This is a genomic window from Streptomyces sp. CWNU-52B, from assembly GCF_047444975.1.
GTDB lineage: Bacteria > Actinomycetota > Actinomycetes > Streptomycetales > Streptomycetaceae > Streptomyces.
Window position 1 is genome coordinate 283,713 of record NZ_JBLFJV010000005.1, and the last position, 21,969, is coordinate 305,681.

Here is a 21,969-nt window from a genome sequence, read left to right on the forward strand (position 1 = left end):
CGGGTGGGGGGACCGGTTGGGGCCGGTTCCCACTCGCAGGGCCGAACCGCACGCGGTACCGGCCTCGTACACATCCATCCGTACCGAGTCCGGGGCCCGTCAGTCGGCCCGCGCGCGGAGCAGCAACAGGGCCACGTCGTCCACCCGCTGCTCCGCCGTTCCGCTGTGCCGTACGAGGCTGTCCGCCACCTCGTCCAACGGACGGTCGCCGATCTCCGCCAGGCGCTCCGCGACCCCCGCCAGCGCGTCCTCGATGTCGACGCCCGGGGATTCGACCAGCCCGTCGGTGTAGAGGACGAGCAGCGAGCCGGGCGGCAGCGCCACCTCGGTCGTGGGATAGTCGGCCGCCGCGTCGATGCCCAGCAGCGGCCCGCCTGCCAGGTCGAGCACCCGTACCCTGCCGTCCGGCGTTCTCAGCAGCGGCGGCGGATGGCCGGCGCGGGCCGTCACCACTCGTCCGCGCGCCGGGTCGAGACGCAGATAGACACAGCTCGCGAAGAGTTCACTGCCCAGGTCGATCAGCAGCCGGTTGGTGCTGCCCATGACATCTCCCGGCGACTGGCCGACGGTCGTGTAGGCGCGTACGGCGGTGCGCAGCTGGCCCATCAGCCCGGCCGCGGCGACGTTGTGGCCCTGCACGTCCCCGATCACCGCCGCGGTCCGCCCACCCGTCGGAATCAGGTCGTAGAAGTCCCCGCCGATGTCCATGCCCCGGGTGGCCGGCAGATAGCGGGCGGCGGCCTCGATCCCGGGCAGCGCGGGCAGCGAGGGAGGCAGCAGCGCCGCTTGCAGGCCCTGTGCCAGCCGGTGCTTCGCGTCGTAGAGGCGGGCCCGGTCGAGGGCCTGTGCGACGAGTCCGCTGAGGCTGGTCAGCACGGCACGCTCGTCGGCGGGGAAGGGATGCGGCGCGGCGTACGCGAGCACACAGGTGCCGACCGGCCGGCCGGACGCGATGAGCGGCAGGAACGCCCAGGCCTCCATGTCGTCGGCCGCCAGGTCCAGCTCCGGATAGAGGTCTCCCAGCTCCCGGCGGGACGCGAAGAAGGCCGGGACGCCGCTGAGCAGGGCGTGCGTGCCGGGTGTCCGCTCGGTCAGCGGTATCCCGTCGAACCGCTCCACGACCCGCGGATCCGGGTAGCCGTGGTGCCCCAGGACATGCATCCGGCCCGCCTCGGAACCGAGCATCACCAGCCCCCGGCTGCCGACGGCGGGCGCGATCTCGTCGGCGACCAGCTGCACCACGTCCCGCACGCCCACCGCCTCCGTGAGCGCCCCGGCCAGGCTCAGCACCTGGGAGATGGTGACGAGGCGGGTGTAGGTCTCCCCGTGCTGGAAGGCCGCGTGGCCCTCCCGGGCCACCGCCCGTGCCCGGGTGATGCGCAGACTCAGCCCGTCCGTGCCGGGGTGCAGCCGGAACGACAGCCAGTCCGCGGGCGGGCGCATCGCCACGAACGACGTCGCCCGCTGACTGACCAGCGCGGCGCGGTAGCGGTCCTCGTAGACCGGGTCGTCCAGCCAGGGCACCGACGCCCACAGCCGGTTGCCCAGCAGCGCGCTGACCGGCAGACCCAGCAGTTCGGCCGCCGCCGCGTTGGCGAACACGACGCTCCCCTGCAGATCGAGCGCGCACAGCCCGTACGGCAGGCGCGCCACCATCCGTGCGGCCTCCACCGGACCGAGCGCCCCCGCCACGCTCGCCATCGGCGCCGGGGCGAGCAGATCGGGTTCCGGCCGTACCTCGTGACCCTTCTCGTACGCGCGCTCCAGCCGCATCGCGAGCCGGTCGCAGGCCGCGGTGAGCCGGTCCCGCTCCCCGTCGGACAGCTCCGCGGGACGCGTGCTGGGCCAGGTCAGGAAGACCGCCCCGTACAGGGTGCAGTCGGTCGCCACCGGCATCGCGGCCAGGGCGAACGGGTACGGCAGGACCATCGCGATCCGCGGGTAGCGGAGCGCCATGTCCTCCTCGCCGCTCACCCACACGAGCCGCCGGTCACGCGCGGCCTGTGCCACCGGGATCGGCGCGGCCAGACCCACCCGTTCCCAGGGGGCCGCGAACGCCCTGGGCAGCCCGGCCATCACCGCCATCTCCAGCACCGGCTCACCGGGAGTCAGCAGATACACCGCGCCCGCGTGGGCGTGCACGTCGTCCATGAGCGCGGCCAGGGCCAGCGACAGCAGCGGCCGGCCGGCCGGCTCCGGCGCGGTCCGGGGAGGGTGCCCGGACGCCTGCCCGTCGGACACGCCGTCCACCTCCTCCCTCGGACACGTCGAAGGAGTCCAGAGGGTCTCCAGAGATCAAGGCTCTCTCGTGCGGGCGGTTCCCGCACGGCGGGGGAGCCCGCGTGTGCTGTGGCGGGCGCCCCGCGTGTGCGCCGGGCGCGCCCCGGTGGCCGGTTCTTCTCGCCCGGGAGAACGAATAGGTGGGGTCGCGCCGGTCAGTGGGCACGCGCAGGAAGCAGCGCGAGGGGTGGGGGCGCGGCACGACAGAACAGCGGGACGCGACGGCCACGCAGAACAGCCAGGCCCAATCCCATTGGGCGGAGGGGATACAGGAGGGGCGGATGTGATCCGGGTGCTGCTGGTGCACGACGTGTGTCTGGTGAGATCGGTGCTGGCGGACTGGCTCCGCCGGGAATCCGATCTGTCGGTGTTCGAGGCTCCGTGGGGCGGTGCGCCCAGGAGTGTTCGGTCGGTCCAGCCGGACATCTGCGCGGCCGATCTGGCACGGACCGACTCGTACGGAGTGCCTCCGCTGGCCGAGCTCCGCGGAGGCAACGGCAAGGCCCCCCGGCTGCTGGTGCTGGCGACGGCGCGCAAGCCCGGTCTCCTGCGGCGCGCGTTCGACGCCGGGGCGCGCGGGTTCGTGGACCAGGAGAGTCCGCCGCAGCGGCTCGTCTCCGCGATCCGGCGGGTGGCCGCGGGGGAGCGCTTCGTCGACGATTCGCTCGGCTTCGGCTTCCTGCAGGCCGCGCGGATGCCACTGACCCGCAGAGAGCTGAGTGTGCTCTCACTCGCCGCCGACGGTGCCTCCGTCGCGGAGATCGCCGGCAGCCTCCATCTGTCCCACGGGACGGTGCGCAACTACATGGCGGCCATCACGCGCAAGACCGGTGCCCGCAACCGCGTCGACGCCATCAGGATCTCGCAGGGCGAGGGGTGGCTGTAGGGCGAGGGCTGGTCGTGAGGGCCCGGACCACGCCCCGACCAGATCCCGGTACAGAGCGGAACGCTCCAGCAGTTCCGTGTGGCCGCCGTACAGGGTGCGACGGCCGTCCATGAGCAGCACCCGGTCGGCGCGCAGCGCCGAACTGACCCGGTGCGCCACCACCACGAGGGTGCCGTCCCGTCGGGCGAAGGCCCGCTCGGCGCGTGCCTCCGCCGCGGGGTCGAGGTGGCAGGCCGCCTCGTCGAGCAGGACCAGGGGCGCGTACGCGAGGTAGGCGCGGGTCAGGGCGATGAGCTGGCGCTCTCCTGCCGACAGGGTGGCCGGGGCGACCTCGGCGGACGGGCCGCCCAGCCGGTCGAGCAGCGCGGTGAGACCGATGTCCGCCGCCGCGGCCAGCAGTTCCGCCTCGGGCACGGCCGCTGACCGCAGATGGCCGAGGTTCTCGGCGAGCGTCCCGGTGTAGACGTACGCCTCCTGCGGGATCAGCACGTGACGCCGCTCCACGGGACGGCCGCCGGCCGGGTGCCGTACGTCCACGGAACCACCGGTCGGTTCCAGGAGCCCGGCGATGAGCGCGGTGAGCGTGGACTTGCCGATGCCGCTGGGGCCCACGACCGCCAGGTGGGTGCCGTGCGGGACCGACAGGTCGAGGTCCTCGATCACGGGCTCGCTGGCGGGACCGTAGGCGAAGGTGAGCCGGGAGAGGGTGACGGCCGCGGGCGGGGCGGAGCCGCCGGCCGAGGTGGCGGGCTGCGGAGCGGCCGGCGCGACGACGGGCCTCGCAGTGGCCGGAGGGGGCGGGTCGCCCGGTGAGAGGCGGCGCAGGACCACCGCCAGTCTTGAGCCGCTCGTGCCCAGGCCGTGGACGAGGTTCTGCAGGGCGGGGAGCAGCGACTGGCCGACGTACGAGAGGGCGCCCACCAGGGCTCCCGCGGTGACGCCGTGCGCCAGGAGCCAGGGCGCGGTGGCGAGCAGCAGCACGATCGGGAGCTGCCCGCCGATCGTCAGGGCCGCCACGCGCAGCACACCCCAGCGGGCCAGCGAGCGCGCGGCCCGCTGCTCGGCCCCGATCCGGGCCCCCACGTCCGCGGCGGTCTGCTCCTCGCCGCCGGCCGCCGTGACGTCCCGCAACCCCGGGCAGACCGCGCCGAGTCGGGTGGCGAGCGCCTCGTCGGCGACGAGGAACGCCTCCTGGCGGCGGGTCAGCGGCCGCAGGGTCAGCGTGAACAGGGCCACCGAGGCGGCGAGCGGAGGCAGCACCACGAGCAGCAGCAGCGGAGCCAGCGAGAACAGGCCCACCAGGGCGCCCACCGCGGTGAACACGAAGGAACGCGACACCATCACGATCCCGGCGAAGGTGTCACGGGCGATCTCCACCTGCTGGGTGAGCCGGGACAGCGAGCCGCGGTCCGCGTCCCGCACCCCCCGGACGACCACGTCCCGTACGAGCCGGTCCCGCAACGGCTCGACCAGCGCCGCCACCGCCGCGTAGACCCGTCCCGTGCCGAACGCCCCGGCGAGGACGGCGAGCGCGGCGGCCCCGAGCCAGCCGAGTCCCACCCCCGCCCGTCCGGCCAGGAACCCCGCGTCGAGGGCCCGCGCCAGCGCGTACCCGCTGAGGAAGGTCTGCCCGGACTCCAGGACGGACCAGCCGGCGAGCCGCGCGACCACCCGCCACCTGACGAGCAGGAAACGGAGCCCACGCCGGTGCATCGGGCGCGTCCGGTGCGTACGGTCGCCGCTCATCGGCCGCCCCGGCCCTCGACCGGGTCGTCGACGGGAGCGTCGGCCGAGGGCTCGTCGGCCCCGAACACCCGCCGGTACGCGGCCGACGCCCACAGCGCGTCGTGCCGTCCCACCGCCCGCACCCGCCCCCCGTCCAGCCAGGCCACGGCGTCCGCGCGCGCCGCCGTCGACGCCCGGTGCGCGACGATCAGCCGGCTGCGTCCGGGCATGTCCCCGAACAGCGCCTCGGCGACGTGGTGTTCGGTCACGGTGTCGAGGCTCGACAGCGCGTCGTCCAGGATCAGCAGCCGCCCGCCCCGTGCGAACGCCCGTGCCAGACCCAGCCGTTGGACCTCACCGCCGGACAGCGGGACATCGGCGCACGGGGTCGCGTAACCGTGCGGCAGCCGGCGGACGAACGCGTCGGCGCGGGCCGTGCGGGCGGCGGCCCTGATCCGGTCCGCGGGGGGCGCGGGACGGCCGAAGCCGATCGTGGCCCCGACACTGTCGCCGAGCAGGGCGGGTCGCTCGAAGGCGTAGCCGATCTCGCGACGCAGCGTGTGCCGGTCCAGTTCGCGCAGCGGCACTCCGTCGAGGAGCACGTCACCGCCGTCCGGGTCGGCCAGCCGTCCGGCGAGGGCGGCGAGCAGCGACTTGCCCGTGCCGGAGCGTCCGACGACGGCCAGGGTCGTCCCGCCGGGCACCACGAGGTCCACACCGTCCAGCACGGTCCGCCCGTCGCGCCGCACGGTGACGCCCCGCAGCTCCAGGCGGCCCTGACCGGGCGGGAGCGAGCGGCTCCCGTACGGCGGCACGGGCACGTCCAGCAGGTCACCGAGGCGGCGGGCCGAGGCGCGTGCCTCGACCAGTCCGCCGAGCCGGCCGACCAGGACACCGACGCCGGATGCCAGGACCGCGTACCGGGAGGCGGCGAGCAGCTCGCCGACGCTGAGCGCGTGCCGGGTGAGCAGCAGACCCGCCGTGGCCAGCACCGCGATCTGCAGCAGGGGCGCCACCGCGACGGCCTGCGCGGCGGCGCGCCCCTGGACCCGCCACATGCGGTGGCCCTCGCGGGAGAGCTCGGGGAGCGGCCGCAGGACGCGTGCCACCTCCTTGTCGGCGGTCCCGGCCGCCGCGACGGTCCGCGCCCCGTCGACGGCCTCCGTGAGGGAGCCGGCGATCCGGCCCTGCGCCTCCTGGTAACGCGCCACGCACCGCGAGGAGTCGCGCGCGAAACGCTTGAGCAGCAGCACGACGACGGGCGCTCCGCACAGGAAGACCAGCGCCGGCCGGTAGTCGATCAGCCAGAGCGCCACGATCGCCCCGAGCGGCGCGGCCAGGGCGGCGAGCACCCCGGCGAGGGTCGCGGGCGCGGCTCCCGCCTGGCCGGCGTTGCCGACCAGGCGCGCGACGAGTTCGCCCGCGCCGAAACGCCGGCCGGCCCGCGGGCCGGCGTCCAGCACGTGCCCGGTCAGCCGCTCGCGCAGCCAGGCGGTGGCCCGCGCGTTCGTGGTGGCGCCCAGCACCGTCTCGCAGGCGTCGAGCAGGGCGAGCACGACCACCAGGACCGTGCAGCAGAGCACCCAGCGCGTGGCCCGGGAGGGGTCGGAGGGGGAGCCGAGCAGGACGTCGAGGGTCCGGCCGAGCGCGGCCGGCAGCAGCAGGTTCGCCGCCGTCGCGGCCAGGGCCGTCAGCGCCAGGGCCACGCAGCGGGCACCGCTGTGGCGGGTCGCCGCGCGCAGCAGCGCGTCGCCTGTCGACACCGGCGGGCGGTGCGCGGGGCCGTCGGGTCGGTCGGGGCGGGGCGAGGTGGCGGGACCAGCGGGAACGGTCACCGTGCGGCCTCCCGGCACGAGGGCGGACCCCGGACGGCCCCGTCGCGCGAGAGGCGGGAGCCGTCCGGAGCCGTGGGGACGGTGCCGTCAGAGACAGAGCGTGATGCTGGCGGCGCTGACACACGAGAGAAGGCTCAGCGTGCTGGGGGTGCCGCCGCCGTCGGTGTCGTCGGATTCCATCGTCTGCAGGTCGAGAAGGGCCATGATTGTCTTCCTTTCGGGTGTTCCCTGCGCCCCGGTGTGGTCTGTGTGGGGACGGGGGGTGGGTGCACGGCTCCGCCGGGCGGCGGAGCCGGGTATCAGGGCCGCCGTGGTGGCGGCGGCAGGAACGGCAGCCCGGCGGTGACCTCGCTGTCGAGGGCGGCGCCGAGCGCGAGCAGGCACCCGGCCGTTCCGGTGCCCAGGTCCATGGACAGGCGCATCATCTGGTGGCCGGGGAAGGCCAGTTGGCCCTGGTAGGGCATCGCGAACCAGCCGAGTCCCGCGACCTGCTCGGCGATCCGGCCGGGCGCCGCGCCGGTGCGGCTCAGGTGCAGCACCATGCCGGCCCTGCCCTGGAACAGCCCGGGTTGCGCGTAGAAGCGCGAGGTGGCGGCGGTCAGGATCCCCGCGCGGGCCCCCTCGAAGTCGCCCTGCCCGGACTCGTCCTGCCCGGTCGTGCCTCGGCCGGACGTGCTCCGGTCGTCCCCGGCGTGTGCGAGGCGGAGGTAGTCGTCGAGCACCATGCCGATCCCGGCGCTGCCGTCACCGAGGTAGGGCAGCGTGCGCCAGCCCTCGTCCACCTCCAGGCTGCCGCCCGGGTGCACGACACAGCACGCCAGGTCCCGGCGCAGCGCCTCGGCGGCCGACGCGAGCAGCGCCGGATCACCGGTCGACTCGTACCGGCGCAGCAGGAACAGCGCGGGACCGCTCGCGCCGCGCAGGAGACCCGCGCGGCGCTTCCTCGGGTCGGCGGGCGGCTCGGTCAGGCGTTCCTGGAGGATCGCCGCCACCTCCGCCGCCCGCGCCGCCGGCTCCGGCTCGCCGGTGCTGCGTCCCAGCGCGTCGAGGACCAGGCCGAGTCCGGCGAGACCGCCCTGGAGGTCGGACGACAGCTTGTGCCACTTCTCGTGGAGGACGGTGTCGACGAGGTCGAGCGCCCGCTCCCGGTGCCCGAGCAGGCCGAGGACGTGGGCGACCCCGGCGAGCCCGTCGTACAGGCCGAGCGGGGTGCCGGGCGGCACCGGGTCCGTGTGGTCGAGCAGCCAGCGCTCGCCCTCCTCGTACCGGCCCGCACCGGTCCGGTACAGGGCGTACAGGACACCCGCCGCGCCGTGCGCGATCCCCAGCCCGCCGCCGTCGGAGAACTGCGCGATGTCGCCGGGGAAGAGCCGGTCGTCGCGCTCCGGGGTGGCCGAGGCGAGGATCGCCTTGACCATCGAGTCACGGCTGTACGGCCAGTCGCCGGGCTCGGCGAGAGCGGCGTACGGCGAGGCGGACCCGGCGGCGGGCCCGGTCCTGCCGGCGGGCGGGGCCGCCGGTGTCCGGGTGATCTCGGCGACCGCCTCCGCCAGGAACGCCCTCGGAACGCCGGGGAACTGCCCGAGGACGACCTCGGCCAGATGCGCCGCCTTGGCACGGTCGACCACGAACAGCGTGGTGACCGGCATGAACAGGGCCAGCCGCAGACACGCCAGCGCGTACCGGTCCACGTCGGCGCCCCTGCGGTCGGGCGGCGCGAAGAACCCGGGGTGGGCGACGACCTGACGACCGCCCTCCTCGATCGGCGCCGCCGCCTCGAAGTCGAGGAGCGAGACGGACCGTTCGTCGGGGGCGACCATGATGTTGAAGACATGCAGGTCGTTGAAGGCGATCCCGCGCCCGTGCACGGCCTCCACCGCCTCCTCGACCAGGCGGTGCATACGCAGCGCCCAGTCCGTGTAGCCGGCGACGGCCTCCGGGTCGGGGTCGGGGGAGAGCAGCGGATGCCGCTCGGCGAAGAAGGAGTTGAGGGGCCGGCCCTCCAGGAAGCTCATGACGAGGAAGCGGTGGTCGCCGAGGGTGAACCAGTCACGCACCTCGGGCACCACACCGAGACCGGACACCTGTTCGAGGGCGTACTTCTCGCGGGCCAGCCGGGTGACCGCGTCCGCCCCGTCGGCGGCGAGCCCCGCGTGCGGCCGCCCCTCCTTGAGGACGACCCGCTGTCCGTCCCGGGTGTCGACGCCCGCGTACACCCCGCCCCCGTTGGAGAAGTGCAGCGCCTTCTCGATGCGGTACGGCAGATCGCCGACCGTCGTGGTGTTGCGCGCCGCGAGCTGCGGTTCCAGGAACGCGGGCAGGGTCACCCACTCGGGCACCTGGAAGGAGGGCGCGCGCCGGTCCGGGACCAGCCGGCCCTCGCCGTCCGTCACCGCGGGCACCAGCGTGCCCCGGTCGTCCACGACGAAGGACCGCGCGAAGGCGCCGTGGCGCACGTACAGCGGCCCCTCGTTCCAGCGCAGATCCGTGAGGATGTACGGGCCCTCGAAGCCCTCGAGCAACGCGCCGAGCTCCTCCAGGACGACCTGGAGCTGCCGCTCGTCCGCCGGGTAGACGGTGACGAACTTGCCGCTCCCGTCGCGGGCCGCGTACTTCACGTTCCGCAGATGCAGCAGATGCGGTCCGGGGACGAACTTGAACGGGACGGCCCTCGGCACGCAGTAGTCCCACACGATCCGCGCGATCCGCTCCGCGTTGTCGCTCGTGGCCGACGCGTGGATCTTCCACCCCTGAGCCGGCCCGGACCGCGGCCTGCCCCGCGGGTCGAGAGGGGTCAGCGCCAGCCAGTCGCCGATCCGCGCGGCCCGCCATCCCGCGGGCACCGCCCGCCGGGCCGTCTCGTAGGAGGGTGCGGCGCCGCGCCCCGCGGCCGGCCGGTCGGGCGTCTCGTAGAAGTGCCGGTCCGCCAGTGCGTAGACCTCGTACCGCGTGTCCATCGAAACCCCCTCCGGCTCCCGCCAGAGGCTTCCACCTCGCTCAGGGCGCGGACAGTCACGTCTGTCACGAGGTCACCGTGAGAAATACACGGCTCTTCGAACCGCCGTGCCGTTGTTACACGCAGCGTGACCCCCCTGTCGGCGGTATCCCCGACGGCTCCCGGGAACTCCCCGTGACGCCGCCGGCGGGCGCGCGGTCACGGTCCCGGCGGTGTCCGGCCGCCGCCGCACCCGGCCCCGGAACGGTCACAGGGGCTGCGCCCGCGCCCCGGACGCGCTGTAATGACGGACGTGGTGAGTGAGGGAGACACGGGGCGCGGAACGAGAACGCCGCGCGCCGAACTTGCCCTCAGGACGCTCCACACGGACCTCGGCTCCCCGGAACGACTGCGGAGCGTGCTCGAACAGACACTTGTCTACGGCGGCGCGACCCTCGCCCTCGTGTACGCGCCGGGGGACCGTGGTGACCAGCTGTGTCTGATCGGGTCCGCGGGCGTGCCCCGGGCCCTGTACGGCGTACGCGACAGCTACTCCCTCTCGGGCGCCTCGCCCGTGGCCGACGCCCACCGGGCCGGACAGCCCCGGTGGCTCGGACCGGAGGAGCTCGCCGCGGTCCCCGGCGCCCGGCAGACCCCGGCGGGCGACTTCTGGCTGGCGGTCCTGCCGCTGCCGCCCGGCGCGCCCGGCGGCGGCTGCCTGGTGGCCGTGAGCGAGAACCGGGGCGGCTTCGACACCGAGGACCGCAAGTGCCTCGAACTGTTCGCCGAGGCGGTCTCCTTCCCGGTGCCGTCCGGGACCGGTGACGCCGAGGTGCTGACCAGCAGTTCGTTCAGCCTGGCCATGGACTCGGGGCGGGTCGAGGTCGACGACGAGATGCTGGAGCTGTTCGGACTGGACCCCGGCGACTTCGACGGCAAGATCGAGACCCTGCTGAGCATGACCGTGCCGGAGGACACGCCCACCCTGATGTCCGTGGTGGAGGCCGACCACATGTCCATCGGCGAGCGGGAGCTGGAGTTCCGCATCCTCCAGCCGTCCGGCGAGCAGAAGTGGCTCAGGCTGCGGGCCCGGCTGCAGCCCGCCGCCGACGGGCGCCCCTCCCGCCTGGTGGGCACCATCGGCGACGCCTCGAACCTGCGGTCCGGCGGCAACGAGGTCACCCGGGTCCAGCGGCTCGCCGCCGCCCTCGCCACCGCGGGCACCGTCCACGACGTCGGCCAGGCGGTCGTCACCGCCCTGCGCAGGCCACTGGCGGCCGACCGCATCGCGCTGGCCGAACTGGAGGGCGACCGTCTCGTCGTCACCGTCCTGGACCCGCCGGAACCGGAGGCCTGGCCCGAGGTGTGGCGGGCCGACTGGCGCTCGGAGTGGCCCGACGCGCCGGTGCGCTCCATGCCGACCCTGGAGGCGGCCCTGCGCGAGGGGCGCGCGGTGATCTGGCCCGCCGGAACCCCGCTGGAGCCCGCGCTCGCCGGGGTCGGTCCCGGCGGTCTCGCCGTCCTGCCGCTGCCGGCCGGCGGCCGGATGGCCGGCGCCTGCTTCATCGGCTGGGACACCCCGCACGACTTCGGGCCCGACGAGCGCGCCCTGCTCACCGCCTCGGCGGGCCTCGCGGGACAGGCGCTGATGCGCGCCCACGCCTTCGACGCCGAACACGAACTGGTCGGCATGCTCCAGCGCACCCTCCTGCCCCGCAGGCTGCCGCCGCTGCCCGGCGCCGAGGCCGTCGCCCGCTATCTGCCCACCACGGCGGGCCTGGAGGTCGGCGGCGACTGGTACGACGTGATCCCGCTGCCCGACAACCACGTCGCCCTCGTCATCGGCGACGTCCAGGGGCACAACGCCCAGGCCGCCACCCTGATGGGCCAGATGCGTACCGCACTGCGCGCGTACGCCGTCGAGGGCCACCCTCCCGACGTGGTCGTCTCGCACGCCAACCGGCTCCTCATGGGCATGGAGACCGACCTCTTCGCGACCTGCTGCTACGTCGACGTGGACATGGCCGAGGGCACGGCCTGGTGCGTACGGGCCGGGCATCTGCCGCCGGTCCTGCGTCACCCGGACGGCAGCACCGACATCGTCGTCACGGAGGGCGGTCCGCCCCTCGGCGTCATCACCCAGGCCGACTTCCCGATGAGCCCGCTGCCGCTCCAGCCCGGCACCGTGGTCGCCCTCACCACGGACGGCCTCGTCGAGTCCGCCGAACTCGCCCTGGAGGACGGCCTGGACCGGCTGGCCGGACAACTGGCCGCGGCCGACCCCGCACACCTGGGGCTCGTCGCGGACGCCCTGCTCGCGGACGCCAACCGCGGCGACGACGTCGCCCTGCTCCTCATGCGCTACGACGGCCTGGCCCTGAGACCGCTGCGCGAGAGCTGGACGGTGTGGCGCGTCCCCGAGGCGGTCCGCCACGCCCGCCGCTTCACCCGGCGCGCCCTGCGGGCCTGGGGCGTCACGGACGAGCCCGACGCCGTCCTCCTGATCGTCTCCGAACTCGTCACCAACGCCCTCGTGCACACCGAGGGGCAGGTCCGCCTCGACCTCACCCTCATCGACAGCAGGCTGCGGGTCGCCGTCGCCGACGCCTCACCGCGTTCGCCCATCAAGCCCACGAGCATCGGCTGGGAGGCCACCGGAGGCCGCGGCATCCTCCTCGTCGAGGCCCTCTCCGGCACCTGGGGAACGGTTCCGGTCAGCGGCGGCAAGCAGGTGTGGGCCGAGGTGCCCCTGACCGGACCCGTCGGAGGCTGACCCGCGTGCGCCTCCTGCTGATGTCCGACACCCACCTGCCCGAGCGCGCGAAGGAACTGCCCGCGCGGCTCCTCGCCGAACTCCCGCACGCCGACGTGGTCATCCACGCGGGGGACTGGGTCGACACCGAGACCCTCGACCTCCTCCAGGACCGCTCGCGCCGGCTCATCGGCGTGTACGGGAACAACGACGGCCCCGCGCTGCGGGCCCGCCTCCCCGAGGTCGCCCACGCCGACCTCGACGGCCTGCGGCTCGCGGTCGTCCACGAGACCGGCGCCGCGCGGGGCCGCGAACGGCGGTGCGCGGAACGCTTCCCCGACACCGACGTACTGGTCTTCGGCCACAGCCACATCCCCTGGGACACCACGGCCGCCACCGGCCTGCGCCTTCTCAACCCGGGCTCGCCCACCGACCGCAGACGCCGACCGCACCACACGTACATGACGGCCACGGTGACGGACGGCGCGCTCGACACCGTCCGGCTCCACCGCCTGCCCCCACGCGTCTAAGGAGCGCCGGGCGCCGCCTCGGCACGCGGGTGGATCTCCCCGTCCGTCGCCGTCAGCGGGGCGCAGCTGCCGCCCCAGCGCAGCGCGACGATCTCGGCGGCGACGGACACGGCCACCTCCTCCGGCGTACGGGCCCCGAGGTCCAGGCCGACCGGGGAGCGCAGCCGGGCCAGCGTGGCCTCGTCGAGCCCGCCGTCCCGCAGCCGCCTCAGCCGGTCGTCGTGCGTACGCCGGCTGCCCATCGCCCCGATGTACGCGGCCGGGCGGCGCAGCGCCTCCTCCAGGAGCGGCACGTCGAACTTGGGGTCGTGGGTGAGGACGCAGACCACGGTGCGGTCGTCGGTGTCCGTCTTCGCCAGGAAGCGGTGCGGCCACTCGGCGACGACCTCGACGCCGCCCGGGAAGCGTTTCGGGGTGGCGAAGACGGGCCGCGCGTCGCACACCGTGACCCGGTAGCCGAGGAAGGAGCCGATGCGGGCCACCGCCGCCGCGTAGTCGATCGCCCCGAAGACCAGCATGCGCGGCGGCGGGGCGAACGAGTGCAGGAAGACCGTCACCGCGTCCTCGCGCCGCTCGCCGCGCGGTCCGTAGTGCCGCCTGCCGGTCGAGCCCAGGGCCAGTTCGCCCCGCGCGTCGGCGGTCACGGCCACGTCCAGGCCCGTCGTGCCGAGCGTGCCGGACACCTCGTCCGCCCAGACGGCGAGGCTCGCGCCGCGCCGCGCCGGGCCGTCGGTCACCGTGGCCACCGTGACCGGGCGGCCCGCGGCCACCGACGCGGCGACCGCCCCGAAGGACGGATCGAGGGCGGCCGTCACCGGGCGTACGAGGAGGGTGATCTCCCCGCCGCAGGTCAGCCCGACCGCGAACGCGTCCTCGTCGCTGTACCCGAAGGTCTCCAGGCGGGCCTCGCCCGAGGCGACCACCTCCTGGGCCAGCTCGAAGACCGCGCCCTCCACGCAGCCGCCCGACACACTGCCCACGACCTCGTCACCAGGACCGACGGCCATGGCGGCGCCGGGATCCCGGGGCGTGCTCCGGCTGACGGCGACGACCGTGGCGAGACCGAAGGGGGAGCCGTCCGCGTACCACCTGTCGAGCGCCGGGAGGATCTCACGCATCGTCCGCTCCTCTCACCACCGCCACCGGACGTGATGCGCGTCACTCTATCCGGGGTGATGTCCGGACAGGGGTGACCGGCCGCGGTGGGGCGTCGCCGGGCGTCGATCCGTCGCCGCCGTCCCACAGCGGCCGCGCATCGATCAACAGCCGTGCGGCAAAGGTGACTTACTCTCAAGTCAGGATTCTTGACGGGGTCCTGGTGCGCACGGGATTGTTGTGGACATGTCGAAGTTGCGTGTGCATCTGCTCGGCGTCCTCGTGCTTCTGACCGGTCTCCTGTCGACCGCGGGAGCCCCGTCCGCCGCCGCCCTCCCCGACGAGCTGTGGTTCGACCAGGCCGCCGCCGCGACCCTCACGGTCCAGGGCGGCCGGTTCACCGACGGCCTCGGCCGCGAGGTCGTGCTGCGCGGGTACAACGTCTCGGGTGAGACGAAGCTCGGCGAGAACCACGGCCTGCCCTTCGCCTCGGTCGCCGACGCCAGGAAGTCGGCCACCGCGCTGCGCGCCCTGGGCGGCGGCAACTCGGTGCGCTTCCTGCTCTCCTGGGCGTACGCCGAACCGGTGCGCGGCCAGGTGGACACCGGGTACCTGGCCGCGGCCACCGAGCAGATGCGGGCCTTCCTGGACGCCGGGATCCGGATCTACCCCGACTTCCACCAGGACCTCTACTCGCGCCACCTCTTCGACTCCGACAGTTGGTACACGGGCGACGGCGCGCCTGAGTGGGCCGTCGACGCCGGTGACTACCCGGACGAGTACTGCGGCATCTGCCCCTTCTGGGGCCAGAACATCACCTCGAACGCGGCGGTGACCGAGGCGTCGTACGACTTCTGGCACAACGCGTACGGCCTCCAGGACGCCTTCCTCACCACGGCCCAGGCCACCATGGCGTACGTCCGGCAGCACCTGACGGACGCCCAGTTCGCGGGCGTCGTCGGCTTCGACCCCTACAACGAGCCGCACGCGGGCGTCTACGACTCGGGCCAGACGAGCCGGGCGTGGGAGAAGGACGTGCTCCAGCCGTTCTACGCGAAGTTCCGGGCGCGGATGGACGCCGCGGGCTGGCAGGCCAAGCCCGCCTTCGTGGAGCCGAACCTCTTCTGGAACGCCAACCTCGACTTCCAGAAGCAGGAAGGCGGCCTCCTCGACTCCGGCACACTCGGCCCGCGCTACGTCTTCAACACGCACTTCTACGACCAGAAGGCGATCTCGGGCATCTTCATGTGGGGCAAGGCCGAGGACGGGCAGTACGTCACCGACTTCGGCACCGTGCGCGACCGGGCCGCCGCCACCGGCACCGCGGCGGTCGTCAGCGAGTTCGGCCACCCCCTCTCCGGCACCGTCGCCGACAAGGCGCCCACCGTCCTCAAGGCCATGTACCAGGCCCTCGACTCCCGGGTGAAGGGCGGCAACTGGTGGACCGGGCCCACCCGGTCGGGCCCCGTCCTGTCCGGCTCGCAGTGGCAGTGGGACATCTACAACGGCCGTCACCACGAGCTGATGAACGACAACCCCGACAAGGTGCTCACCACCGGCGACGCCTGGAACGACGAAGACCTCTCCGCCGTCCGCCTCGACGACTCCGGCGCGGCCGTACTGCGCCAGGACGCCCGGCTCCTCGACCGGGTCTACCCGAGCGCGACGGCGGGCAGCACGGTCGCCTTCACCTACGAGGACCGGTCCAGGGACGGCTCCACCACCCTGACCTGGAACCCGGTCCCCAGTTCGCTGCCGCGCGTGGCCGAACTGGTCGGCTCGGGCCAGTACGCCCTCCAGGTGTGGCGCTCGGACGGCAGCGAGGAGCCCACCGAACTGCACCTGCCGGCGTCCTTCCCGACCGCCTCCACGACGGTGGTCTCGGACCTCGGTGTCACGGCGGCCCCGCCCGCCTACACCAGGACCACACCGATCGCCGCCGCGCGCGAACCGGGCGGCACGGGCAGCCGTCGTCTCCTGCTGACCGCCCCCGACTCGGGCACCCTGCACTACGCCCTGGTCACCAACGGCGCGACGGCCCCGTCCGCAGCACTGCTGAGCGCGGCGCGCGCCGAACTGACGAACTGGGCCGCCACGACGGTGGGTTGACGGACCCGTTCCGCTTCGACACCCCAACGGCCCTGCCACGGACGGACATTGACAGCTGAGGCACCCCCCGGCTATGAGAAGGCTTACGACCTTCGCATGGTCCGATTTTTCTGGATCCTCCGTGTCCGGCAAAGAGGGGTTCGTCCCCTGAAGGGGGTGCCTGATGCGCGTGACGCTCAGCCCCGTACGGCCCGCCCACCACTGTGCCGACGCCTGCCCCGTACCGCTGTCGCCGCAGGCCCTGGCACAGCTGTACGCCCGCTACCTCGAACTGGTCAAAGAGCGCCGCCTGCCCAAGAACATGACCTTCGAGGAGTACTACTCCGTCTGGCGCGCGGGCCGCAGGGGCGAGAACCTCGTCGGCCTCGACGACGGAGCGGTCGACCCGGGCCCCAGCACCGACAAGCAGCTGATCACCCGGCCCGAGACCCAGCTCCGGGGAACCGTACGGACGCTGGTGCTGCTCGTCGACTTCCCCGACCAGCCGCACGAGGCCGACCACGGCCCCGGCCACTACGACAGCATGCTCTTCGGCCTTGAGGAGTTCCTGAGCGGCAGCATGCGCTCCTTCTACCGTCAGGTCAGCGGCTTCGACAGCTCGCCCGGCACCGGGATCGACATCCAGGGCGCGGTGCACGGCTGGTTCCGTATGCCGCAGCCGATGTCCTTCTACGCCGACGGCAACTCGGGCATGAACTCCACCTTCCCGCGCAACGCCCAGGGACTGGCCCGCGACGCCGTACTGGCGGCCCGTGCGGCGGGGGTCGACTTCACCCCCTTCGACGCGCTCGACGAGGGAGCCGTCACCGCCCTGTTCGTCATCCACGCCGGACGCGGCGCCGAGCAGACGACCCAGCGCGGCGACCTGTGGAGCCTCAAGTGGACGATCCCCGGCGGCGTCGAGGTCGCGCCGGGCCTGTCGGTGCGCACCTTCCTGACCGTGCCCGAGGACTGCGCCGTCGGCGTCTGCGCCCACGAGTGGGGCCACCTCGCGGCACGCTGGGCCGACTACTACGACACCGGGCAGCAGCAGCTGACCCGGTCGGCCGGACTCGGCAACTACTGCCTCATGGCGGGCGGTTCATGGGGCAACGGCGGCCTGACCCCGGTGTTCCCGACCGCCATGCTGCGGATGTTCCACGGCTGGATCGAGCCCCGGGTGGTGAGCGAGACCACGGGGGACATCGGGCTGCGGCCCGCCGCGGAGGGCGGCGAGGCCCTGTTCGTACGGAACCCCGAGACGATGTCCGAACACCAGTACATCCTCGTCGAGTACCGGCGCCGCCGCGGGCAGGACGCCTTCCTGCCCGACGAGGGCATCGCCGTGTACGTCGTCGACGAGTCGATCGACAACGTCAACGACGAACAGAACCTCGCCATCGAACTCCTCCAGGCCGACGGCCGCGGCGACCTCTCACGGATGTTCGGCCGGGGCAACCGGGGCGACAGCGACGACCTCTACCCGTTCGGGGACAGGAACACGGTCGGCGAGAAGACCGACCCGGCGCTGAACCTGCCCGACGGCACCTGGACGGGGATCACCGTCGAGACCGTGGGCACCCCGGGTGCCGACGAGATGAGGGTGAACATCACGGTGACCTGACACCGACCCTGACACCCCGTCGGCCCGGGGGCTTCAGACCCCGGCCCCCGTCTGCAGCGCGGCCGCCTCGACGGTCTGCGCCAGCAGCGTGGCGATCGTCATCGGACCGACCCCGCCGGGTACCGGAGTGATCAGCGAGGCCTGCTCACGGGCGCCGTCGAAGTCGACGTCACCGACGTTGCCGGGGTTGTAACCGGCGTCGACGACGACCGCGCCCGGCTTGATGTCCTCGCCGCGGACCAGCCGCGGCCGGCCCACCGCGGCCACCACGATGTCCGCCTCCCGCACGGCCGACGCCAGGTCGGCGGTACGCGAGTGGCAGTACGTCACCGTGGCGTCGCGGCCGAGCAGCAGCATGCCCACCGGCTTGCCGAGGATCGCGCTGCGGCCCACCACCACGGCCCGCCTGCCGGCCGGGTCGACGTCGTACTCGTCCAGCAGGCGCATGATCCCGCCCGGGGTGCACGACGCGAAGCCGGGCAGTCCGAAGCTCGTCGCGGAGAAGGAGGCGAGGGTGACCCCGTCGACGTCCTTCTCCGGAGCGATCGCCTCGAAAGCCGCCCGCTCGTCGATGTGCGGCCCCGTCGGGTGCTGCAGCAGGATGCCGTGCACGGCGGGGTCGGCGGACAGCCCGGCGAGCGTGCCGACCAGTTCGGCCGTCGTGGTCGCGGCGGGCAGCGACACGTGCCGTGACGTGATCCCGGCCTTGCGGGAGCGGTTCTGCTTCATCCGTACGTAGGTGACGGAGGCGGGGTCCTCGCCGACCAGCACGGTGGCGAGACAGGGCGCCACGCCGGTGCGTCCGGTGAGCTCGGCCGCACGCTGCGCCGTCTCCTCGATGATCCGCCGGGCGGGACCGGTGCCGTCCATGAGACGGGCCTGGGACATGAGCCACTCCTGAGCGTCGTGGAAGATGCCCAGGCGCGCGGCGAAGACGGTGTCGTCGGGCCGCTCCCCGGTGGTACTCCACCTCAGCGCCAGTCACGGCCTGCTGCCAGCGTACGCGGTGCCTCGCCGGAATGCTGAGCCTCACGGGTGAGGGGGCGGCCCGAGCCGTGTCCGTGAGCCGCTTTCCACCGTTGCTGAAAGCATGATCTCAACACGACGTATTGTCGCCACCGTCGGCCTCGCCCTCAGCGTCACCGGTTTCGCCGTCTCCTCCGCGGGCGCCGCCACGGTCCCCGAGACGGGAAAGCTGGACCCGATCGCGGAACTCGACTCGATCGCCGTGAGCGACCTCCCCGCCGAGCACCGGGACAAGATCCCGAAGATCTCCGACGGGATCCAGAGCCTCAACGAGCTGAACGGCCTCTACCAGCTGGAGCAGCTGCACCAGGTGACCGACCTCGCCGCCCCGGTCACCGGACTGCTCCCCGCCGTCGAGTACTGAGCCGCCGCGTACCCCGCTCTGTTCCGGACGCCGCGTCCGGATGCGGGTGCGGGCGGTCCGGGTGAGGCTGAGGGCATGTCGGAACACCCGGTGGTACTCGTCCATCCGCCACGCGGCGACGGCGGCCGGCGCGTGGCGGTCCACGGCGAGGCGGTCGGCACCGCCATGAGCCTCCTGGACGTCGTCGAGTTCCTGCGCCGGGCCGGACTGGACTTCGACGAGAACGAGGTCGCGGTGTCGCCGCTCGTCGAGTGGCGCGGCGGAGGCTCCTCGTACTGGGGGCCGGAGCCACGGAGCTGACGCACGCGTGGGCCCCGGCCGCCACGCGCGCGACGACCTCGCCGGCCCGCACGTCGGTCACATCTCGCGGTGCACGAGGAAATCGAGCAGTGTCCGCAGGCCGTGGGTGGCACGGGACGCCGAGGGGAGGCCGTCGAGACAGGCGCCGACGGCGAGGACGTGGCGACGGGCCTCCGCCAGGGCGGCCGCGCGCCCGCCGGCGTCCTCGATCAGGACCGCGGCGCGCCGGGCCGCAGGCTCGTCGAGCGGCTCGGCGGAGCCGAGGAGGCGGGCCAGCGGCCGGGCCGCCGCCGGATCGGCGAGGGCGGCCAGGACCGGGAACGTCTTCTTGCCCCGGAGGAGGTCCGCGTGGACCGGCTTGCCCGTGACGGCGGGGTCGCCCCAGATGCCCAGCAGGTCGTCGACCACCTGGAAGGCCACGCCCAGATGGCGGCCCGCGCGGTCGAGCGTGGCGGCCGTCCCGCCGGGGGCACCGGCGAGCACAGCGCCCAGGGCGGTCGCGCAGCCGAGGAGCGCGCCGGTCTTGTGCTCGGCCATCGCCCGGTACTCGTCGGGCCGCACCGCCTCAGGGCCTGTCCAGGGGCGGGTCTCGAAGAGCAGGTCGTCGGCCTGGCCGCGGACGAGGTCGTTGAGCGCGCTGGACAGGTGACGTACGGCCGACGGGACGCCGGTGCCGGGTGCGGCGGCCAGGGTCTCCACCGCCAGCGCGAACAGGGCGTCGCCCGCGAGGACGGCGGGCCCAGTCCCGTACGCCTGCCAGACCGCGGGGCGTCCGCGCCGGGTCGGGTCACCGTCCATGATGTCGTCGTGGAGCAGCGAGAAGGTGTGCACCAGCTCCACCGCGACCGCGGCGGTCACTCCCGCGTCGTGGGGGCTCCGGCCGCCTCCGCGCCCAGCACGGCGAGCGCCTGGCGCAGTCCCTTGCCGCCCGTCGGCGCGACCGGGGGTGCGCCGCCCGGCTCGCACCATCCGAGGGAGTAGGCGGCCATCTCGCCCACCCAGGGATGCAGCCGCCCGACCGCCTCGGCCAGCGCGGGGCGCACCAGGGCCCGGCAGCGTTCCAGCAGACGCGACGCGTGCTCGGCGGGGACCGGTGCCGAGGCCGGCAGGGTGGAGGAGGGCAGGGCGGAGGACATCGTGGTCATCGCCGACCCCTCACGACGATCCGGCCGGCCGCGGGTACGGCGGCGCGCGCGACGACGACGGGGGACGGGTCACCGGTGAGCGGGGTGGCCGGTCCGCCGGACGGCGGAGCGGACGGCGGACCGGACGGGGCGTCCGAAAGCCGTGTGCTCGTGCTCGGCGTCGTCCCGGACCCGGCCGCCAGGGTCTTTGTCCCGGTGTCGGTGTCGGTGTCGGTCCCGGTCCCGACGCCGAGCTCGGTCTGCGCCAGGGCCACCATGCGATGCGCGTGCCGCAGGCCGATCCGTTCCAGCACGGTCGCCAGGTCGGCCAGTTCGGCCGCCGTCTCCTTCGGGTCGCGGCCGAGGCGGGCCAGGGACTTGGCCAGGCCCAGCCGGGCGAGGGCCTCCCCGCGCGGCTCGCTCATCGCGCGGAACTCCGCCAGCGCCTGCGCGTAGACGTCCCGGGCCTGCTCGTGACGCCCGGCGCGGTAGAGGACGTTTCCGCGCATCTTCTGGTTGTACGCCAGCGCGCTCGACAGGTTCATCTCACGGCACGCCACCTCGGCCTCGGCGAGGAGACCGAGCGCGCGGTCGGCGTCCCCGTCCCGCACGGACACGATGTCGGCCAGGCCGCGCAGCGCCCACGCGTGACCGCGCCGGTCGTCGGCCCGGCCGGCGATCTCGGCGGCCTCCTCGAACATGGCGTACGCCGTGTCGTACGACCCGGTGTTGCGGTGCATCTGCGCGATGCCTTCGAGCGCCCACACGGTGTGCCGCGCCTCGCCGCGGGTACGGGCCTCCGCGAGGAGCCGCTCGTGCAGTTCGCCGACCGCCGCGTAGTCGCCCTGGATCCGGCCGGTCTCCGCCATCCCGGCGAGCGAGTAGCCGCGTACGACGATGTCGCCGCTGAGTTCGCCGAGCTCGGCGGCGAGCCCGAGCAGGCGCCGGGCCAGGGGGAGCGCCCCGCGCTGGCGTGCCAGGGTGCCGCCGCTCCACAGGGCCCAGGCCATGGCGGACGTGTCCCCTTCCGCGCGGGCCGCCCGGTAACTCGCCTTCCACGCCAGGTCGGCGTCGGCCACCTGCCCGAGCCGCCGGTGCGCCTCCGCGACCGCGAGACCTGAGCGGGCGGCCTCTCCCCGTGCCCCGGAGCGTTCGGCCGCGCGCAACTGCTCGGTGCCCGCGGCCAGTACGTCGACCAGCGAGGAGTTCACGGACAGGGTGGTGAGCGCGCCTTGGTACTCGGGTGCGAATGCCTTGCCGTACATGGGTGCCTTTCGGTCCGCCGGGTGCGGTGGACGCGGCAGGGCTCTCTATACACAGCATGTATACATAGTGTGTATAGTGTCCCGGTTCTCCGCCTCGGATCGCTGTCCTGGGATTGACGGGTCACCGGCGCGCCGCCGCG

Annotated in this window: 14 protein-coding genes, 2 pseudogenes and 1 riboswitch; of the genes and pseudogenes, 7 read left to right on the forward strand and 9 right to left on the reverse strand. The window is 74.0% G+C overall.

The window, feature by feature from the left end; all coding sequences use genetic code 11:
• Positions 1 to 99: 99 nt before the first annotated feature.
• Positions 100 to 2,241, reverse strand: a complete 2,142-nt coding sequence (locus tag ACLVWQ_RS04125) for a SpoIIE family protein phosphatase (RefSeq protein WP_414106757.1) — start codon at positions 2,239 to 2,241, stop codon at positions 100 to 102.
• Between ACLVWQ_RS04125 and ACLVWQ_RS04130 the strand changes: the two are divergent.
• Positions 2,150 to 3,082, forward strand: a pseudogene (locus ACLVWQ_RS04130) (LuxR C-terminal-related transcriptional regulator); the annotation flags it as partial. The gene ACLVWQ_RS04125 and the pseudogene ACLVWQ_RS04130 sit on opposite strands and share 92 nt — an antisense overlap.
• Here the strand turns inward: ACLVWQ_RS04130 and ACLVWQ_RS04135 are convergent.
• The 4 genes from ACLVWQ_RS04135 to lanKC form a co-directional block, all read right to left on the reverse strand.
• Entirely contained in the window at positions 3,008 to 4,912 is a 1,905-nt protein-coding gene (locus tag ACLVWQ_RS04135; protein ID WP_414106758.1) for an ATP-binding cassette domain-containing protein, read from the reverse strand. The pseudogene ACLVWQ_RS04130 and the gene ACLVWQ_RS04135 sit on opposite strands and share 75 nt — an antisense overlap.
• Complete coding sequence (locus ACLVWQ_RS04140) at positions 4,909 to 6,654, reverse strand: ABC transporter ATP-binding protein (protein WP_414107388.1); 1,746 nt, start codon at positions 6,652 to 6,654, stop codon at positions 4,909 to 4,911. Before ACLVWQ_RS04140 ends, ACLVWQ_RS04135 begins: the two co-directional genes overlap by 4 nt.
• A gap of 159 nt (positions 6,655 to 6,813) precedes the next feature.
• The gene (locus ACLVWQ_RS04145) at positions 6,814 to 6,930 is read right to left on the reverse strand and encodes a SapB/AmfS family lanthipeptide (RefSeq protein WP_414106759.1); all 117 of its coding nucleotides are present in this window, start codon (positions 6,928 to 6,930) and stop codon (positions 6,814 to 6,816) included.
• 95 nt (positions 6,931 to 7,025) lie between these two features.
• A complete protein-coding gene (gene lanKC, locus ACLVWQ_RS04150) occupies positions 7,026 to 9,683 on the reverse strand; it encodes a class III lanthionine synthetase LanKC (protein ID WP_414106760.1) in 2,658 nt (885 codons plus the stop codon).
• Positions 9,684 to 9,965: 282 nt separating this feature from the next.
• Here lanKC and ACLVWQ_RS04155 point away from each other — a divergent pair, with 282 nt between their 5' ends.
• Together ACLVWQ_RS04155 and ACLVWQ_RS04160 are read left to right on the forward strand one after the other, a co-directional pair.
• Positions 9,966 to 12,434, forward strand: coding sequence for a SpoIIE family protein phosphatase (locus ACLVWQ_RS04155; RefSeq protein WP_414106761.1), 2,469 nt, complete (start codon positions 9,966 to 9,968; stop codon positions 12,432 to 12,434).
• 5 nt (positions 12,435 to 12,439) lie between these two features.
• A complete protein-coding gene (locus ACLVWQ_RS04160) occupies positions 12,440 to 12,943 on the forward strand; it encodes a metallophosphoesterase family protein (protein ID WP_414106762.1) in 504 nt (167 codons plus the stop codon).
• Here the strand turns inward: ACLVWQ_RS04160 and ACLVWQ_RS04165 are convergent.
• Positions 12,940 to 14,061, reverse strand: a complete 1,122-nt coding sequence (locus tag ACLVWQ_RS04165; protein WP_414106763.1) for an XdhC family protein — start codon at positions 14,059 to 14,061, stop codon at positions 12,940 to 12,942. The two genes, ACLVWQ_RS04160 and ACLVWQ_RS04165, sit on opposite strands and share 4 nt — an antisense overlap.
• A 223-nt stretch (positions 14,062 to 14,284) precedes the next feature.
• Here ACLVWQ_RS04165 and ACLVWQ_RS04170 point away from each other — a divergent pair, with 223 nt between their 5' ends.
• A complete protein-coding gene (locus ACLVWQ_RS04170; RefSeq protein ID WP_414106764.1) occupies positions 14,285 to 16,147 on the forward strand; it encodes an endoglycosylceramidase in 1,863 nt (620 codons plus the stop codon).
• Positions 16,148 to 16,310: 163 nt separating this feature from the next.
• On the forward strand, positions 16,311 to 17,750 hold the full coding sequence (locus ACLVWQ_RS04175; RefSeq protein WP_414106765.1) for a M6 family metalloprotease domain-containing protein: 1,440 nt from the start codon (positions 16,311 to 16,313) through the stop codon (positions 17,748 to 17,750).
• 33 nt (positions 17,751 to 17,783) lie between these two features.
• Here the strand turns inward: ACLVWQ_RS04175 and ACLVWQ_RS04180 are convergent, their stop codons facing one another.
• Positions 17,784 to 18,638: a bifunctional 5,10-methylenetetrahydrofolate dehydrogenase/5,10-methenyltetrahydrofolate cyclohydrolase gene (locus ACLVWQ_RS04180; protein ID WP_414106766.1), complete on the reverse strand. Its 855-nt coding sequence runs from the start codon at positions 18,636 to 18,638 to the stop codon at positions 17,784 to 17,786.
• Between the two features lie 20 nt (positions 18,639 to 18,658).
• Positions 18,659 to 18,745: riboswitch (ZMP/ZTP riboswitch) on the reverse strand.
• Between the two features lie 95 nt (positions 18,746 to 18,840).
• On the opposite strand from ACLVWQ_RS04180, the gene ACLVWQ_RS04185 reads away from it, so the two are divergent.
• Positions 18,841 to 19,140 carry a hypothetical protein gene (locus tag ACLVWQ_RS04185; RefSeq protein WP_414106767.1) on the forward strand — a complete coding sequence of 100 codons (300 nt, stop codon included), beginning with the start codon at positions 18,841 to 18,843 and terminating at the stop codon, positions 19,138 to 19,140.
• Positions 19,141 to 19,215: 75 nt separating this feature from the next.
• Positions 19,216 to 19,440: a hypothetical protein gene (locus ACLVWQ_RS04190; RefSeq protein WP_414106768.1), complete on the forward strand. Its 225-nt coding sequence runs from the start codon at positions 19,216 to 19,218 to the stop codon at positions 19,438 to 19,440.
• Between the two features lie 57 nt (positions 19,441 to 19,497).
• Here the strand turns inward: ACLVWQ_RS04190 and ACLVWQ_RS04195 are convergent.
• Positions 19,498 to 20,576: pseudogene (locus tag ACLVWQ_RS04195) on the reverse strand (polyprenyl synthetase family protein).
• Positions 20,577 to 20,581: 5 nt separating this feature from the next.
• Complete coding sequence (locus ACLVWQ_RS04200; RefSeq protein WP_414106769.1) at positions 20,582 to 21,829, reverse strand: tetratricopeptide repeat protein; 1,248 nt, start codon at positions 21,827 to 21,829, stop codon at positions 20,582 to 20,584.
• Positions 21,830 to 21,969: the final 140 nt, after the last annotated feature.